At 62.9% G+C, this 17,094-nt stretch carries 15 protein-coding genes and 1 pseudogene; 12 read left to right on the top strand and 4 right to left on the bottom strand.

Annotation, left to right across the window (positions count from 1 at the left end; genetic code table 11):
• Window positions 1-421 precede the first annotated feature (421 nt).
• The 9 genes from GR328_RS26695 (at window position 422) to GR328_RS17350 (ending at window position 9,792) form a co-directional block, all read left to right on the top strand.
• Window positions 422-583, top strand: a complete 162-nt coding sequence (locus tag GR328_RS26695) for a hypothetical protein (protein WP_170304134.1) — start codon at window positions 422-424, stop codon at window positions 581-583.
• Window positions 584-832: 249 nt separating this feature from the next.
• Window positions 833-1,036, top strand: a complete 204-nt coding sequence (locus tag GR328_RS17385) for a hypothetical protein (RefSeq protein WP_160885961.1) — start codon at window positions 833-835, stop codon at window positions 1,034-1,036.
• A gap of 241 nt (window positions 1,037-1,277) precedes the next feature.
• Window positions 1,278-3,260 (top strand): AMP-dependent synthetase/ligase, encoded by a 1,983-nt coding sequence (locus tag GR328_RS17380; RefSeq protein ID WP_343039413.1) that lies wholly within the window; start codon window positions 1,278-1,280, stop codon window positions 3,258-3,260.
• Complete coding sequence (locus tag GR328_RS17375) at window positions 3,257-4,057, top strand: ABC transporter ATP-binding protein (protein ID WP_160885959.1); 801 nt, start codon at window positions 3,257-3,259, stop codon at window positions 4,055-4,057. Before GR328_RS17380 ends, GR328_RS17375 begins: the two co-directional genes overlap by 4 nt.
• Window positions 4,058-4,067: 10 nt before the next feature.
• Window positions 4,068-5,024, top strand: a complete 957-nt coding sequence (locus tag GR328_RS17370; protein WP_205790096.1) for a branched-chain amino acid ABC transporter permease — start codon at window positions 4,068-4,070, stop codon at window positions 5,022-5,024.
• A 12-nt stretch (window positions 5,025-5,036) separates the two neighbouring features.
• On the top strand, window positions 5,037-6,122 hold the full coding sequence (locus GR328_RS17365) for an ABC transporter permease subunit (protein WP_160885957.1): 1,086 nt from the start codon (window positions 5,037-5,039) through the stop codon (window positions 6,120-6,122).
• A 71-nt stretch (window positions 6,123-6,193) separates the two neighbouring features.
• Entirely contained in the window at window positions 6,194-7,516 is a 1,323-nt protein-coding gene (locus GR328_RS17360) for an ABC transporter substrate-binding protein (RefSeq protein WP_160885955.1), read from the top strand.
• A 167-nt stretch (window positions 7,517-7,683) separates the two neighbouring features.
• Window positions 7,684-8,532, top strand: coding sequence for an ABC transporter ATP-binding protein (locus GR328_RS17355; RefSeq protein ID WP_160885953.1), 849 nt, complete (start codon window positions 7,684-7,686; stop codon window positions 8,530-8,532).
• A 27-nt stretch (window positions 8,533-8,559) separates the two neighbouring features.
• Window positions 8,560-9,792 carry a phenylacetate--CoA ligase family protein gene (locus tag GR328_RS17350; protein ID WP_160885951.1) on the top strand — a complete coding sequence of 411 codons (1,233 nt, stop codon included), beginning with the start codon at window positions 8,560-8,562 and terminating at the stop codon, window positions 9,790-9,792.
• 333 nt (window positions 9,793-10,125) lie between these two features.
• On the opposite strand, the gene GR328_RS17345 is transcribed toward GR328_RS17350, so the two are convergent.
• The 3 genes from GR328_RS17345 to GR328_RS17335 all read right to left on the bottom strand — a co-directional run bounded on the left by GR328_RS17345 (window position 10,126) and on the right by GR328_RS17335 (window position 12,636).
• On the bottom strand, window positions 10,126-10,902 hold the full coding sequence (locus GR328_RS17345) for an outer membrane protein (RefSeq protein WP_160885949.1): 777 nt from the start codon (window positions 10,900-10,902) through the stop codon (window positions 10,126-10,128).
• Window positions 10,903-11,317: 415 nt separating this feature from the next.
• Window positions 11,318-11,755: a sigma-70 family RNA polymerase sigma factor gene (locus tag GR328_RS17340; protein WP_160885947.1), complete on the bottom strand. Its 438-nt coding sequence runs from the start codon at window positions 11,753-11,755 to the stop codon at window positions 11,318-11,320.
• 92 nt (window positions 11,756-11,847) lie between these two features.
• Window positions 11,848-12,636, bottom strand: a complete 789-nt coding sequence (locus GR328_RS17335; protein WP_160885945.1) for a pentapeptide repeat-containing protein — start codon at window positions 12,634-12,636, stop codon at window positions 11,848-11,850.
• A 632-nt stretch (window positions 12,637-13,268) separates the two neighbouring features.
• Between GR328_RS17335 and GR328_RS17330 the strand changes: the two genes are divergently transcribed.
• From GR328_RS17330 to GR328_RS17320, 3 genes are all read left to right on the top strand, one after another.
• The gene (locus GR328_RS17330; protein WP_160885943.1) at window positions 13,269-13,949 is read left to right on the top strand and encodes a Crp/Fnr family transcriptional regulator; all 681 of its coding nucleotides are present in this window, start codon (window positions 13,269-13,271) and stop codon (window positions 13,947-13,949) included.
• Window positions 13,950-14,099: 150 nt separating this feature from the next.
• A complete protein-coding gene (locus GR328_RS17325; RefSeq protein WP_160886141.1) occupies window positions 14,100-15,128 on the top strand; it encodes a Fe(3+) ABC transporter substrate-binding protein in 1,029 nt (342 codons plus the stop codon).
• Between the two features lie 70 nt (window positions 15,129-15,198).
• The gene (locus GR328_RS17320) at window positions 15,199-16,911 is read left to right on the top strand and encodes an ABC transporter permease (RefSeq protein ID WP_246215940.1); all 1,713 of its coding nucleotides are present in this window, start codon (window positions 15,199-15,201) and stop codon (window positions 16,909-16,911) included.
• A 56-nt stretch (window positions 16,912-16,967) separates the two neighbouring features.
• On the opposite strand, the pseudogene GR328_RS27470 reads toward GR328_RS17320, so the two are convergent.
• Window positions 16,968-17,094 (bottom strand): annotated as a pseudogene (locus GR328_RS27470) (succinyl-CoA--3-ketoacid-CoA transferase); the annotation flags it as partial.

The raw sequence follows: 17,094 nt of genomic DNA, 5'->3' as shown, positions 1-17,094 counted from the left end.
GCGTGTGCGGCGGGCATCCGGCCCGCGCGCCCCAGGGTTGCGCCTCGGCCGGCGCCAGTGAACAGCCGATCAATCCTGCAATTATGAAGAAGCAGCGCATTCCTCTGCCCCGGCCTTGTTTCTAGAGGTTCGCCCTCCCTTAGCACAGCTTGGCTTTAAGCGCATTCCTCAACGTCGCATCGAAGAGCGGCCCCGTCTGCTATCCGAAAACCAGCATCACCGTGATCAGGGCTCCCAGCCCCAGCACACCCGCGGCAAAGCCGGCGACGGTCAGAATGTTGGTACGATGATCCGGATCCATGGCGAGCCCTTTGCGTCTGATTGCCTGCCGTCACAACGGCTCTGGGCCGGAAAATGTCCCGCTCCCGGCCGAGAACCTTCCCTCCGGCCGGGAGTTGAAGTCTCGGGAAAGGAGATACTCATGCGATTTCGAATGATCCTGCCTCTCATGGCAATGCTCGCGCTGACGGCCTGCGGCGAGGATGGACCCGACCAGACCGACGGCACGGACCAGAACAATCCGTCCTCTACCGCCCCCGCCAATCCTCCTCCGGGTGGCGCTCCTGCCCAACCCGCGCAATAACCGACACGCCCTCCACCGCCATCGGATGCGGAAGGATCACTGCCTGCCGCCCTCGGCCGCGCCCCCTGCGGCCGGGGTCTCTCGACGCACCGGACCTCGAGGCAGATCCTGCGACGGAATAGGCCATTGTCATTGTTTTGCCGCAGGCATCATCCTTGATCCATACTGCACGGGACCTGATCGGGCTGCGTAACGGTCTCGCCTCTCACAGCCGTGCTCTTTGCGTCTTGAAGGATGGTGGAGGCGCTGATGAACAACAGTTTTCACATCGGCCAGCTTGTCCGCATCACCCGTCCCTCCTCGGGCTATGCGGACCATCGGATCTACTGCATTGTTTGCATGGTCGCCCAGGAGAAAGGCCGCCAGATCTTTCGCGTCAAGAACACGGTCGGCGCAGAACGGCTGGTCACGTCGGACGAGATCGAGCCGGCGGCCCTCACGGCGGTTCCCTAGATCCTGAATCGGGCCGCTGCCGCTGCCTCGAAAGCGCGCGCAAGCATATTAGCCCATGGTATTGGTGTGATACCCTTGCCGATGCCCGAGGGGCACGACAGAATACCTCCCATAGAGCTCGACAAGAGCGTCCGGCCATGAACCGGAAGTAGAAGCGCGGCACCGATAAGCCGCGCGCCAGAGGAAACGAGGCCATCCCGCATGCCGTCCGGCATGTGCGGTGTCGAGGGAGGAGACGTCGGTGACGGCGGCTGCGGATTCGCGCGAAGATACGTTCCCCAAACTGCTGGCGCGGAATGCACGCATTCGCCCCCAGAGAACTGCGTTCCGCCACAAGGACCTCGGCATCTGGCAATCCTGGACCTGGGCGCAGGTCTACGACACCGTCCGGGCCTATGCCAGCGGCCTTCAGGCGCTCGGCCTCGAGCGGGGCGGCAAGATCGCGGTCATCGGCTACAACCGCCCCCGCCTCTACTGGACGATCGCCGCGGCACAATGGCTCGGCGCGATCCCGGTTCCGGTCTATGCGGATTCCGTCGCCGAGGAGATGGCCTATGTGCTCAGCCACGCGGAAGTGACCCATGCGGCGGTGCAGGACCAGGAGCAGGTGGACAAGCTCCTCACCGTCGCCGACCAGTTGCCGCTCCTGGAGCAGGTCCTCTACGACGAGGAGAAGGGACTGCGCGATTACGACCACACCCGCCTGCATTCCATCGCCTCCGTGATCGAGGAGGGGCGCGCGCGTCTGGCCGGTGAGGGCGAGGCGGCGAAGCTCGACCGCGAGCTGCAGAACGGCAAGGGTTCCGACCTCGCCATCATTCTCTACACCTCCGGCACCACCGGCCGTCCCAAGGGCGTGATGCTCACCTCCGATGCGGTGATCGCGGCTGCCCGGATCGGCTGCGAGTTCGACGATCTCAACGAGACCGACGAGATCCTGGCCTATCTGCCGATCGCATGGGTCGGCGACCACATCTTCTCCTATGCGCAGGCTTTCCTCGCGGGCCTGTGCGTGAACTGCCCCGAAAGCCCGGAGACCGTGGCCGAGGATCGGCGCGAGGTCGGCGCAACCTATGTGTTCGCCCCTCCCCGCGTCTTCGAGAGCATCCTCACGCTCACGATGGTGCGTATCGAGGATGCGAGCGCGCTCAAGCGGCGCATGTTCCACTACTTCATCAAGCACGCCAACAAGGTGGGCGAGAAGATCCTGAACAAGGAGCCCGGCGTCGGCCTGGGGGACCGCCTGCTCTGGCAGATCGGCAACGCGCTCGTCTATGCCCCCTTGCGCAACCGGTTCGGCATGACGCGGGTGAAGGTGGGCTACACGGCCGGCGAAGCCATCGGTCCCGAGATCTTCCGCTTCTATCGCTCCATCGGCGTGAACCTGAAGCAGCTCTACGGACAGACGGAAGCCAGCGTCTACATCACCATGCAGCCGGACGGCGAGATCCGCGCCGACACGGTCGGCCGCCCCGCTCCGGAAGTGGAAATCCGCATTGCCGACAACGGCGAGGTGCTCTACCGCTCCCCGGGCGTGTTCATGGGCTACTACAAGGATGAGGAGAAGACCGCCGAGACGAAGACGCCCGACGGCTTCGTGCATTCCGGCGACGCGGGCTTCTTCGACGCCAACGGGCATCTCAAGATCATCGACCGGGCCAAGGATGTGGGCAAGATGCGGGACGGCTCGCTCTTCCCGCCGAAATACGTCGAGAACAAGCTGAAGTTCTATCCCAACATCAAGGAGGCGGTCTGCTTCGGCGACGGGAAGGATTACGTCTCGGCCTTCATCAACATCGACCTCGTCGCAGTGAGCAACTGGGCCGAGCGGAACGGCGTCACCTACGCATCCTATCAGGAATTGGCGGGCCACCCTCGCGTCTACGAGATGATCGAGAAGCACGTGGACGAAGTGAACCGCTCCCTCGCCTCTGAGCCGCGCATGGGCGGCGCGCAGATCAAGCGCTTCCTCATCCTGCACAAGGAGCTCGACGCGGACGACGGCGAGCTGACCCGGACCCAGAAGGTGCGCCGCGGCTTCATCGCCGAGCGCTACGCACCGCTGATCGAGGCGCTCTACGACGGTTCGCCCGAAGCTGACATCTCCACCGAAGTGACCTTCGAGGACGGGCGCAAGGGCGTGATCTCCGCTCGCGTGAAGATCAGGGACATGGAGCCATATCCCGTGCAGCAGACAGCGACATTGCCGGAGGCCGCGGAATGAGGGCCCCCGACCATCCGATCCTGAGCAAAGGGGATGTGCTGCTCGCAGTCGAGAACGTGTCGCTGGGGTTCGGCGGCGTAAAAGCTCTGACGGACGTGTCGTTCGATATCCGCAAGAGCGAGATCCGGGCGATCATCGGCCCGAACGGCGCCGGCAAGACCTCGATGCTCAATTGCATCAACGGCTTCTATTATCCGACGCAAGGCCAGATCACCTTCAAGGGCGTGAAGCGCCCGAAGATGCGCCCTTTCGAGGCGGCGCGCGGCGGCATCGCCCGCACCTTCCAGAACGTGGCCCTGTTCAAGAGCATGTCTACGCTCGACAACATCATGGCAGGCCGCTCCATCAGGATGCGCTCGAACTTCTTCTGGCAGCTCTTCCGCCATGGCCCGGCCCTGAAGGAGGAGGTCGAGCACCGCCGCTTCGTGGAGGAGATCATCGACTTTCTCGAAATCCAGCACATCCGCAAGACCCCCGTGGGCCGTCTTCCTTACGGCTTGCAGAAGCGAGTGGAGCTCGGCCGCGCGCTTGCGATGGAGCCGGATCTGCTGCTGCTCGACGAGCCGATGGCCGGCATGAACCTCGAGGAGAAGGAGGACATGTCGCGTTTCATCCTGGAGGTGAACCAGCAATACGGCACGACCATCGCCCTGATCGAGCACGACATGGGCGTGGTGATGGATCTCTCGGACCGCGTGGTGGTGCTCGAATACGGACGCAAGATCGCGGACGGCACGCCGGACGAGGTGAAGCGCGACCAGCGCGTGATCGACGCCTATCTCGGCGTGGCACATTGAGGGCAAGCCGATGGACATCCTCTACAAAGTCTTCATCGAGCCCTTCGTCTTCATGGGCGAGGCGCCTGACCTTCTGATCCAGACGCTCTGGGAGGGCCTGGTGTCGGGCGTCCTCTATGCGCTCATCGCCCTGGGTTTCGTGCTGATCTTCAAGGCCTCGGGCGTGTTCAACTTCGCTCAAGGCATCATGGTCGTGTTCGCCGCCCTGATCCTCGTGGGTCTCTACGAGAAAGGCGTTCCGGCCTTCCTGGCGCTGATCCTCGCCGCTCTCGCCATGCTGGTTCTGGCCGTGGTGGTGGAGCGCGTGGTGCTGAGGCCGCTCGTCAACCAGCCCGACATCATCCTCTTCATGGCCACCTTCGGCCTCACCTATCTCCTCATCGGCTTCGGCGAGCTCATCTTCGGCGGCAACCCGCGAGAAATGATCACGGAGGCCTTGCTCCTGCCGCAGGGCACGACTGAAATCGACGCGCTCGGCGGCTCCATCCGGATCCAACATCTCGACGTCGCGGCCGCCGTGATCGCGTCCCTGATGATCGGGCTGCTCGCGGTGTTCTTCTCCAAGACCCGCATCGGCCGGGCGCTGCGCGCGGTGGCGGACAGCCACAAGGCCGCGCTCTCGGTCGGCATCTCGCTCAATCAGATCTGGGTTATCGTATGGTTCGCGGCGGGCCTCGTCGCCCTGGTCGCAGGCATCATGTGGGGCGCGCGCTCGGGCGTGTCGTTCTCTCTTCAGATCATCGCCTTGAAGGCTCTGCCCGTGCTGATCCTCGGAGGCTTCACCTCCATTCCCGGGGCGATCATCGGCGGGCTCATCATCGGCGTCGGGGAGAAGCTCGGCGAGTTCTATTGGGGGCCGCTGGTGGGCGGCGGAATCGAAACGTGGCTCGCCTACGTCATCGCCCTCCTCTTCCTGCTCTACAGGCCGCAAGGGCTGTTCGGCGAGAAGATCATCGAGCGCATTTAAGGGAGAGCGCCAGTGTTCTACCGCGAGGCGGGTCAATTCAAAACGAACTATGTCAGCGACTCCGCGATCTTCCCCCTGCGCGAGGACAGGATCGGGATCGGGCTCATCATCGCAGCAGCCTATGCCCTTGCCTTCCTGGGCAACGATTTCCTGCTCCAGGCGGTGATGATCCCCTTCCTGATATTCTCGCTGGCGTCGATCGGCCTCAACATCCTCACAGGCTATACCGGCCTGCTGTCACTCGGCACTGGCGCCTTCATGGGCGTGGGAGCCTATGCCTGCTACAAGCTGATGACGGCCTTTCCGGACGTGAACGTGATCGTCTGGATCTTCGTCTCCGGCTTCTTCTCGGCGGCCATCGGCGCGCTGTTCGGCCTGCCTTCCCTGCGCATCAAGGGTTTCTACCTCGCGGTCGCGACGCTCGCCGCCCAGTTCTTCCTGCAATGGTGCTTCATCCGCATTCCATGGCTCGTGAACTACAACGTCTCGGGCGCGCTCGATGCACCTCTGCGCACCTTCTTCGGCGTTCCGATCATGGGGCCGAACGCCACGCCGCAGACGCGCTACCTGCTGGTCCTGACCATCGTGATCCTGCTTACCTGGCTCGCCTCCAATCTCGTCCATGGCCGGATCGGGCGCATGTGGATCGCGATCCGCGACATGGACCTCGCGGCGGAACTCATGGGCATCCGCCCGCTCCAGACCAAGCTCCTCGCCTTCGCCGTGTCGTCCTATTACTGCGGCGTCGCAGGCGCGCTCCTCGTCTTCCTCTGGTACGGCGGCGCGGAATACGACGTGTTCAACATCAATCAGTCCTTCTTCATCCTCTTCATGGTGATCATCGGAGGGCTGGGCAGCCTCATCGGCTCGTTCTTCGGCGCGGCGCTCATCTTCATCCTGCCGATCGTTCTGGGGATCGTACTGCCCGCGGTTCTGTCGCCCTTCGGAATCTCGGTGGGCTCGGACACCATCGAGCACCTGCGCTTCATGATCGTGGGCGCGCTCATCATCTTTTTCCTGATCGTCGAACCGCACGGTCTCGCGCGGCTCTGGCAGATTGGCAAGCAGAAGCTCCTGGTCTGGCCGTTCCCCTATTGACGGCCGGATGAAAGGAGACGGGAACTTACAAAAATCCGGCTCAGCCGGACCAACAACGGGAGGAAACGAGAATGTCGTTTCGCAAATTGAGCCTGGGATTGGCCGCAGCGACGATGCTCGCCGGCACTGCAGTGCCTGCCTTCGCGCAGGATTCGATCTATGTCCCCCTCTTCACCTACCGCACGGGCGCCTTCGCGGGCTCGGGAACCTACATCGCCGACGGCATGCACGACTATCTCGAGATGCTGAACCAGCGCGACGGCGGCATCGGCGGCGTCAAGCTCGTCCTGGAAGAATGCGAGACCGGATACGACACCAAAAAGGGCGTCGAGTGCTACGAGTCGGTAAAGGGCAAGAACCCGGTCCTGGTCAATCCCTGGTCCACTGGCATCACCCTGCCGCTGATCCCGCGCGCCTCGGTCGACAAGATCCCAATCCTGTCCATGGCGTACGGCCTCTCGGCCTCTGCCCGCGGCGACATCTTCCCCTGGGTCTTCAACCCACCGAGCACCTACTGGGACGGTCTCTCGATGATCATTCGATACATCGGCGAGAAGGAAGGCGGCCTGGAGAAGCTGAAAGGCAAGAAGATCGGCTTCATCCACCTGGACGCGGCCTTCGGCAAGGAGCCGATTCCACTCCTGCAGGAACTCGCCAAGGATATCGGCTTCGAGGTCGCGCTCTATCCTGTCGCCGCGCAGGACATGCAGAACCAGTCCTCGCAATGGCTCAGCGCCCGCCGCGACCGGCCCGACTACATGATCATGTGGGGCTGGGGCTCCATGAACGGCGCGGCGGTGAAGGAAGCGGTGCGCTCGGGCTATCCGATGGACAAGTTCTACTCGGTCTGGTGGCCGAGCGAGGATGACGCCCGTGCGGGCGGCGCCGGCGCCAAGGGCTTCAAGATGCTCAACTGGCACGCGGTGGGCACGAATTTCCCGGCTCTTCAGGACATCCAGAAGCACGTGGTCGACAAGGGCTTGTCCAAATCTCCCAAGGATAAGGTCGGCGATCTTCTCTACAATCGCGGCGTCTACAACTCGCTCCTGATCGCGGAAGCCATCGCCACCGCCCAGAAGATCACAGGCAAGAAGGCGGTGACCGGCGAGGACGTGCGCCGCGGCCTCGAGAACATCAAGCTCGATCCGGCCCGTCTGAAGGAACTTGGCCTCGAAGGCTTCACCGAACAGCTCGTGCTCTCCTGCTCCGACCATAACGGCCACCGCCCCGCCTTCATGCAGGAATGGGATGGCGCGAAATGGGTGAAGATCTCCGACCCGATCGAGCCGATGACCGACCGTGTGAAGGCGCAGCTCGATGCCGCCGCAAAGGACTATGCCGAGAAGAACGCCGGGTGGCCCAAGCGAACGGAACCCTGCGACAAGGCAAGCTGATTCAGTTCCTCCCGTCGTCACCGGCCTTGTGCCGGTGATCTCCATCGGCAAGGCGCAAGGCCTTTCCATATCGAGATGGCCGGGCCAAGCCCGGCCATGACTGGGAACTGCTCCGAGCCTCAACCCTGGACCTCCTGCAAGCGAGGCGGAAAGCAGAGGACACATTCATGACCAGCGCCGTTCAGATGCCGCCGCAGCCCAATCCGCAAGCGGCCGAGACCGTCCTGGCGGTCAACAACATCGAGGTCGTCTACGACCACGTGATCCTGGTGCTCAAGGGCGTGTCGCTCACCGTCCCGAAGGGCGGCATCGTCGCTCTGCTCGGCGCCAACGGCGCCGGCAAGACGACCACGCTGAAGGCGATCTCCAACCTGCTGCGCGCGGAGCGCGGGGAGGTGACCAAGGGCAGCATCGAGTTCCAGGGCGAGCGCGTCGACCAGCTCTCCCCCAACGAGCTGGTGCGGCGCGGCTGCATCCAGGTTCTCGAAGGCCGCCACTGCTTCGGGCATCTCACCATCGAGGAGAACCTTCTGACCGGGGCCTTCACCCGCAAGGACGGCAATGTCGCCATCCGTCGTGACCTGGAGGCGATCTACGAGTACTTCCCGCGCCTGCGACAGCGGCGCAGCTCCATGGCGGGCTACACGTCCGGCGGCGAACAGCAGATGTGCGCCATCGGCCGGGCAATGATGTCGCGCCCCTCCATGATCCTGCTCGACGAGCCGTCGATGGGCCTCGCGCCGCAGATCGTGGAGGAGATCTTCGAGATCGTGCGCATTCTCAACTCGTCCGAGGGCGTATCCTTCCTGCTTGCGGAACAGAACACCAACATGGCGCTGAAATACGCGACCTACGGCTACATCCTGGAGACGGGGCGCGTGGTGATGGACGGCCCTGCCCAGGCGCTGCGCGAGAACGAGGACGTGAAGGAATTCTACCTCGGCGTCTCGGAGGGCGATCGCAAGTCGTTCCGCGACGTGAAGAGTTACAAGCGCCGCAAGCGCTGGCTGGCTTGAGCGATCAGACGACGGGAGAGACAAACCTTGACCGAAGCCTTCGACGCCCTTGAAACCCAAGCTCCGGAGGAGCGCGAGCGCGCCCTCTTCTCGCAGTTGCCGGAGATCCTGAAGCATGCGACCGCAGCTCCTGCCTATGCTGAGCGGCTGAAAGGGATCGATCCGGCAGGCATCACGAGCCGCGAGGCATTGGCGAAGCTGCCCGTCCTTCGAAAAGGCGAGCTCTCCACCCTTCAGAAATCGGCCCTGCCCTTCGGCGGCTTCGTCGCGGAGGCCCCGGGTTCCTTCGGACGTCTCTTCACGTCTCCAGGTCCCATCTTCGAGCCGGAGGCAGCGGTGCCCGATCCCTGGCGGGCTGCGCGCGGCCTCTTCGCGGCGGGCTTTCGCCGTGGCGACATCGTTCTCAACACCTTCAGCTATCACCTGACGCCTGGGGGCTTCATCATGGATTCCGGCGCCCGGGCACTCGGATGCGCGGTCATTCCCGCAGGCCCCGGCAACACCGAGCAGCAATTCGATCTGATCGAGGCCTATCGTCCGGGTGCCTATTGCGGCACGCCGGACTTTCTCAAGATCCTCATCGACGGCGCCGGAGCGAACGGCCGAGACGTTTCCTCCATAAAGCGCGCGCTCGTATCGGGCGCCGCGTTCCCCAAGTCGCTCCAGGAGAAGTTCGCCGAGCACGGCATCGATGCCTACCAGGCCTACGCCACCGCCGATCTGGGATTCATCGCCTACGAGACCTCCGCCCGCGAAGGCCTCGTCGTGAATGAGAACATCATCGTGGAGATCGTGCGCCCGGGGACGGGCGATCCCGTCCCGGAGGGCGAGATCGGCGAGATCGTCGTCACCACCCTCGATCCGCACCACCCCTTCATCCGTCTTGCGCTCGGCGATCTGACCGCCGCCCTGCCGGGATTTAGCCCCTGCGGCCGCACCAACATGCGGATCAAGGGATGGATGGGCCGGGCGGATCAGGCCACCAAGGTCAAGGGCATGTTCGTACGCCCCGAACAGGTAGCCGAAATCGGCCGCCGTCATCCCGAACTGGGACGCCTGCGCCTGCTCGTCGAGCGGGAGCACGAAACCGACGTGATGACCCTGCTGGCCGAGTGCGAGGCGGATACGCCCGATCTGATCGCAGCCGTGACGGCAAGCCTGCAATCCGTCACGAAGCTCAAGGGCGTCGTCTCCCTCGTCAGGCCCGGCACCCTTCCCAACGATGGCAAGGTCATCGCGGACGAGCGCAGCTTCGCCTGAGGACCGGCTCTCGGATCCCGTGCGTGAGGAAGGACAGGGAGAAAAAAGAAAAAGCACCCGAAAGGGTGCTCTAAGGTATCCGGCCGTAGGGGCAAAAGAGACCGGAGGACCCTATAAACGTCCGCCCGTTGGGATAGTTCCCAAGATGCTCAAAAAAATCTCCGTCGACCGCTGCATGCCTCATTGAGGTCATGTTTTGCGCTTCAGTGCTCAGGTTCCCGTGGGGGCAAAACCCGGGCCAGGGCCGCGGCCACTCCAAAAAGGGGGGTCGCGGCCCATCTTCCAGGCAGGAAAGACCCAGGCTTTTGCCTGGGCCCTGTCTCTTAAGAGTTCTCAATAGGTGCCGAACTTGAAGTTCAGCTTGGCACGCGCGACGAAGAAGTCGTTGTCATCGCTGCCGGCTCCCGGCGCGAAGACATCGATCGGCGGACCGCCTGCATCCGGCGTGAACGTTCCGACGAAGCCGTCGTCATCATCGTCGTCCTCGTCGAAGCTGAGCCACAGACCTTCGATGCCGAAGGTCACAGCCGAAGAGCCGAACCAGTTCACCGGAAGAGCCCACTCGACACCGCCGCCCAGAGCCCAGCCGGTGTTGTCGTCCGTGTAGGCGAGACCGCCGGTGCCGTAGATCAGGACGCGGTCGAACGCGACACCCGCTCGAGCACGGACCGTGCCGAACCAATCCGACAGGTTGTTCTCGAACTCGCCAGGGACGAAGGTTCCGGGCGCGCCGGCGGGCACGAATCTCACTTCCTCGCCGTCATCGGTATCGGCCCACTGGATGTCCGCCTCGAGGCCGACCACGAAGGAACCGATCTGATAATTATAGCCGATCTGGCCGCCGCCAACGAAACCACCGTCGTCCCCGTTCTCAAAGAACAGCGTGCCCGGAACGGCGCCGCCCAGGACCACGGTCTCATCATCATCGCTGCGCCAGCCCCAGCCGGCGTTCACACCGGCATAGAAGCCCGTCCACGTGAAGATCGGGGCCGCTGCAATAATCGGCGCCGGAGGCGCTTCGCGGACCGGAAGGTCTGCCGCGGACGCAGTTGCTGCAGCCAATGCGGCACCAGCAACCCCGGCAAGAAGGATAGATAGGTACTTTTTCATAACCGTAACCCCTGATGTGAGGATCCACGGCCGAAAACTTACGCTTGTTCCAGAATAAATCTATGGCAAACAGGCAACACTACGCTGCAAGCGCACAAATCGCACAAAGACAAAGGTAGTAACACTTTTGGATAGTTAAGCCTGCAACAGGTATATATTCATGATACTAGATAGTTACCATAGATTAAATTGACTTTAACTTGAGAGCATGTCCTAATGATCTTGTTTTCGGGTAGCAACCGAAGGCGAGGAGACAACTATCCACCCTGCCCACGGGCAGGGTTTTTTCTGAGCATCCGGACGGCCCGGCGCATCGTGCGAGAAGGTAGACCCGGTTTTGCGCAAGGAGCGATGCACCAGCAAAAGAGGGAGCATCGGGCCCGACAGGGCAAATCCAGATTTCCCGTCGAATGCTCTAGAGGTCACCCAAATTCAGCTGGGCCTGGGTGCCGGGCTTGCGGGTCGTTCGCTTCTGGGAGGCGCCGTTCCCGCTCCTGGCGGATCGAGAGCGGTCTGCCGCACCGCTCATCCGAGCCTTGGCCTTATCTCTTGCGATGGCCTCAGGGGCGTTGGGATCGTCCTCCAGCCATTTGCCGCGCTTGATGACCTCATTGACCCGGCCTTGATTGACCCCCAGTTCGAAGGCGATCTCCTGCTGGGTCATCTCCGTCGTCGCGTGGAGTTCGAGGATGCGCCGGGCGAGTTCAGGCGTCATCTTGCGGCCCGCAATGCGGCGCGCCGGAGCCACCGAGCGCTTTCCGCGATCCCTTTCGCGGAGCTTCTGCAGAATGGCGAGAGCCATGTGCATCCCCTGCTCACGAAGGGCGTCTTCGAATTCCTTGAGTGTCGTCACCTTGGTCCTGCTCCCGGAATCTGGCGGCTCGTCCCTGGAAACTCAAGGGAAACAACGGTCAAGCTGTCCCTTTGTTTCAGAGGCGGAGCCTCTTAATCGTCGTCGCTGCCGCACGGCCATGTTTTCGGAGGCGTAAGGCCGGTGGGGAGCCTGGTCTGCGCATCGCCACAGGCAATATCGATCTGCGCCTGGGTGAGGCCCTTGACGGCGCTCAGGTCCACCCCCGCCAGCTGTGTCAGGTAGAGATAGCTCCCGGTCATGATCACGTCCTGAAGCACCGCCCCTTGCAGCTGCGCTCGGGAAAGATTGGAGAAGCTGAAATCCACACCCGTAAGCTTCGCGTGCTGAAAAATCACCCGCGCCAACTCGGCCTTGGTCATCGTGGCCCGCTCGAGATTGGCGCCGCTGAAATCGGACCTGTTCAGCTCGGCCTTCTGGAAGTTGGCTCCGAGAGCCTGGGCCTGGGCAAAGTTTGAACGATTCATGTCGGACGAAGCGAAATTGGCCTCCACCAGCACAGCCCCGGCGAAGTTCGCCCTCCATCCAAGCGCCTTGGTGAAGTCGGCTTTCGACAGATCCGACTTTTCGAACCGCGTCCGGCTGATTTCGGTTTCGCTGAGGTCGGCCCCCAACATCCTAGAGCCTGCGAAATCGCTCAATGTCAAAAGCGAGCGCTTGAAGTTGGCATCCGACAAATCCTCCCCGTTCAGCATGAGACGAGCCTTGGAGCACCCGGCCCAGTCGACCCCTGGCCCTGGCCCATCCTGGCACTTGGCCTCGGCCGCTCCGCCGCAAGCAGCAAAAATGAGCGCAGCGCCGAAGAGCAGGCCCCTCCGCTTGCCGAACGGTTGTGCACTCATCTTCACGCGATTGGGCCTCATGAACTCCTCTTGGGCTACAAGCATGGAACCTCGCTATAAAGGTAGGACTCGAGATGCTTCGGAGGAGGCCCACGCCCGCTGCTCGGCGAAGAAGGAGCCAGCTTCTCGCTGACGCGGCCTTTCGGGTCCGCACGATGCGCTAGGAATTCAGGCGTCGGCGGACTCGACATCGCTCGTCTATGGCCTAGCTTTAGCCAAAACTGCGGGACTCCGGGACTCATTGCATGCGTCAGAGAGCGATCTTTTTCCTTCTTGCATTGGCGAGCGCAACCCTCGGCGGGTGTTCGACATCGCCGAGGCCCGAGGGTGTGCTGCCGCGCACGGATCTCCCCCCGCCTCCCTCCATCACCAGGAGCGGGCCGAGCCGCGCACCTGCCACGCGCACACGGGCAGGCGCGCCGCCCCAGCGCCAAGGACTGAGCGTGCCAGACAGGCTGGTTCCCCCACGGCCTGCCGTGACCCCCTGACTCGCGCGTTGCAGGAAGTCCTTTACCGCCCGCCAAGCCCCCTTCAGGGGGCATTTTCGTGGACGGCACCAGCCGGATTACTACGGGATGCACAGAGCTACGGCTGTAGCGTTTGCCTCGGGTGGCCGGTATATGACGTTGCGAGAGGAATGAATGGAGAATCAAATGGCCTGGCTGCAGGGACTGACCTGGATCGACGCAGTGGCCTGGCTTGCGGCCATTCTTGCTATCTCCGGCAGCGCGATGCGTACGATCATCCCGCTGCGCTGCATCGGTATCGCAGCGAATGCGACGTCCCTCACCTACGCGGTGGCGATGCGTCTCTATCCCAGCATCACGGTCAATCTGATTCTTCTGCCCCTGAATGCAGTGCGCCTCTACCAAATGCTGCGCCTGATCCGACAGGTGAAGCAGGCGGCGAAAAGCGACCTTTCGATGGACTGGCTCAAGCCCTTCATGACACGGCGCAAGGTGAAGACGGGAGAGATCCTGTTCGCCAAGGGTGACAGCGCCACCTGCATGTTCTACACCCTGTCCGGCCGCTACCGCCTGAAGGAGCTCGGCATCGAGCTGCAGCAGGGGCAGGTCGTCGGAGAGATGGGCTTCCTGTCGCCTGAGAACCGGCGCACGCAGACCCTCGAATGCATCGAGGGAGGCGAGGTGCTGAACATATCCTATGACGAGGTGCGCCAGCTCTATTTCCAGAATCCCGAATTCGGCTTCTATCTCCTGCGCCTGACCAGCGAGCGCATGTTCAAGAACATGGAGCGTCTGGAGATCGAGGTCGAACGCATGAAGGCTTCCGCCGTGGAGCAGGATTCCTTCCGGCAGGCCGCCACAGCTTAGAAGAACTCTAAGGACCGCCCAGTTTAGAAATCCTATAAGCTATTGTTTTTAATAATAATTTTCTTGACCGAACCTTGCCCTTCGTGGTTCTTCCATCGCGTTCAGGTGGGGCGTACTCCCGCCGGATGCTGTCGGTGAAGGACCTTCATGATGTTGACAACGAAATCTACACGCGGTCTGCTCCTGGGCGCTGCCGCTCTCTGCTCCCTGGCGGGATCCGCTTTCGCCGCGGAATCCCTGAACATCTACACCACCCGCGAGCCCGGTCTCATCAAGCCGGTTCTGGACGAGTTCACGAAAGAGACCGGCATCAAGGTCAACACGATCTTCATCAATAACGGCCTCGAGGAGCGCATCCGCACAGAGGGCGAGAACAGCCCGGCCGACGTGATTCTTACCGTCGATATCGGACGCCTGCAGGCCGCGAAGGATTACGGGGTGACGCAGCCCGTTGAGTCGGAGACCCTGGAGAAGGTGATCCCCGCCGCTTACCGCGACCCGGAAGGTCATTGGTTCGGCATCGCCCTGCGCGCCCGCGTGGTCTATGCCTCCAAGGATCGCGTGAAGCAGGACAAGATCACGTATGAAGAGCTTGCCGACCCCAAATGGAAGGGCAAGATCTGCATCCGCTCCGGTCAGGCGCTCTACAATGTCAGCCTCTTCGCCGCCGCTATCGCTCACATGGGCGAGGCGAAGGCCGAGGAATGGCTGAAGGGCTTGAAGGCGAACCTCGCCAAGAAGCCGTCCGGCGGTGACCGCGAGCAGGCCAAGGACATCCTGGCCGGCGTCTGCGACATCGGCATCGGCAATACCTACTACGTCTCCCTCATGCGCAACGGCAATAACGAGGAACAGAAGAAGTGGGGTGAGGCGATCAACGTGATCCTTCCCACTTTCGAGGGCGGCGGCACACATGTGAACGTCTCCGGCCTCGCGCTCGCCAAGCACGCTCCCAACAAGGCGAATGCCGTGAAGTTCATGGAGTTCATGGTGTCCGACGATTCGCAGCGGATCCACGCCGAGGCCAATTCCGAGTACCCGGTCAAGGCCGGCATTCCGATCCACCCGACCGTCGCCTCCTTCGGCGAGCTCACGGCGGACAATGTGCCGATTGCCGAGATCGCCAAACTGCGCAAGAAGGCCAGCGAAATGGTCGACAAGGTCGGTTTTGACCAATAAGCGATAGAGCAGCTCCTGAACCTGCTCCCCAAATAGGAGGCGCTGCCGGCGACGGCAGCGCCGTTTCACGTTGAAAGCGACCGCTGAAGCTCAGTCCCTGTTTCGCGTCGCCCCCTGGCGGGGCGTCAAGCGCATCCCCTGGTGGATCTCCGCCGCGGTGGCTGCGGTGGGGCTGCTCGTGCTCATGCCCATTGCCACGCTGATCGGGATCGCGGCGGAAGGCGATGCCGAGATCTGGCCGCATCTCATCCGTAACGTTCTGCCGACGAGCATCGTCGACACCCTTGCCCTCCTCGGCGGCATCGCTCTTGTCGCAGGCTCCATGGGCATCACCTCGGCATGGCTCGTAACGGCGCACCGTTTTCCGGGCCGCGGCGTTCTCGTGTGGCTCCTGCCCCTGCCGCTCGCGGTGCCGACATACATCACGGCCTATATCTATGTGGAGATCTTCGACTCGGCCGGCCTCGTGCAGATGGCGTTGAGGAATTTCATGGGATGGCAGTCCCGCGCCGATTACTGGTTTCCGGAGATCCGCTCACTTTACGGCTGCATCCTCGTGATGTCCGCCGTCCTCTATCCATATGTCTACATCGCCGCCCGTGCGATGTTCCTGACGCAGAGCGCGAGCATGCTGGAAGTCGCGCGCGTTCTCGGCGTAAGCCGCTTGAAGCTCTTCCGCGTGATCGCGCTGCCCCTCGCCCGCCCTGCACTCGCAGTGGGCTTGTCGCTCGCCCTCCTCGAGGCCCTGAACGATATCGGCGCAAGCGAGTATCTCGGCGTGCGCACGCTCACGGTGTCCGTCTACAACACCTGGCTCAACCGCGGCAGCCTTCCGGGAGCCGCCCAGATCGCCTGCGTGATGCTGGCGCTCGTCGTGGCCCTGATCCTGATCGAGCGCCACGGCCGCAGGGACCGGCGTTATGCCACCTCCGCCAAGCGGTCGCGGGTGGTGCATCCGGCGCCGCTCTCGGGTGGACGTGCCATCGTGGCGACGGTTCTCTGCGCCATTCCGGTCTTCCTCGGCTTCGTCCTTCCCATCGGGTTTCTCGCGCGTGAGATCCTGCGCGGCAGCCTCTTTTCGCAGTTCGACGGGGAGTTCCTCGAACATCTCCTCACGACGATCGGCCTGTCGGTGGCCGCGACTCTCGCCGTGCTGGCGCTTGCCGCCCTGCTCGTCTCCGCCGCGCGCATGTCGAAATCATCGTTGACCAGAAGCGCCCTGTTCGTGGCGGGCTTGGGCTACACGGTCCCGGGTACGGTCCTCGCGCTCGGGCTCATGACGCCGCTGGTGAAGATCGACGGGCTGATCGGAAGGCTCTGGAACAGCTTCACGGGCGAGCGCCTCGGCCTGCTTCTCATGGGCACGGCGGGCGGCATCATCATCGCCTATGTCCTGCGGTTCCTGTCCATCGCCACGGGCTCGCTCTCAGCGGGTCTTGATCGCGTCTCGCCGAGCCTTGAGGATGCGGCGCGGACTTTGGGCGCCTCACGGCGGGAAATGGTCTGGCGCATCCAGATCCCACTCATGCGCCCCGCTCTGGCGAGCGCGGCCCTGCTGATCTTCGTGGATTGCCTCAAGGAGCTGCCGGCGACTCTGCTCCTGCGCCCGCTCAACACGGAAACCCTCGCCACTCAGGTCTACACTTACGCTGCACGCGGCCGTTTCGAGGATGGCTCGCTCGCGGCGCTCGTGATCGTGCTCATCAGCCTGTTGCCGGTGATCCAGCTCGTGCGTAGCGCCGAGGCGAGGCCGAAGGTCGCCGATACGTCGTCGGCTTCCTGACGCGAAAAAGGCGGCCGCAAGGGCCGCCTCCCGGTATCGTCCCGGGACTTGCCGCCTCAGGCGGCGTTTTGGTTCTGTTTGAGGTCGATCTTGAACTCGGCCTGGGTCTTGGCCCTGATCTCGTCCGCCGTCACGCCTTCGGCCAGCTCGATCAGGCTCATGCCCGTGCCTCCCTTCTTGTCG

It is taken from the genome of Microvirga makkahensis, assembly GCF_009830105.1.
GTDB classification, from domain to species: domain Bacteria; phylum Pseudomonadota; class Alphaproteobacteria; order Rhizobiales; family Beijerinckiaceae; genus Microvirga; species Microvirga makkahensis.
The sequence above is the reverse complement of the archived record's forward strand: the minus strand, read 5'-3'. Positions and strand labels throughout refer to the sequence as shown.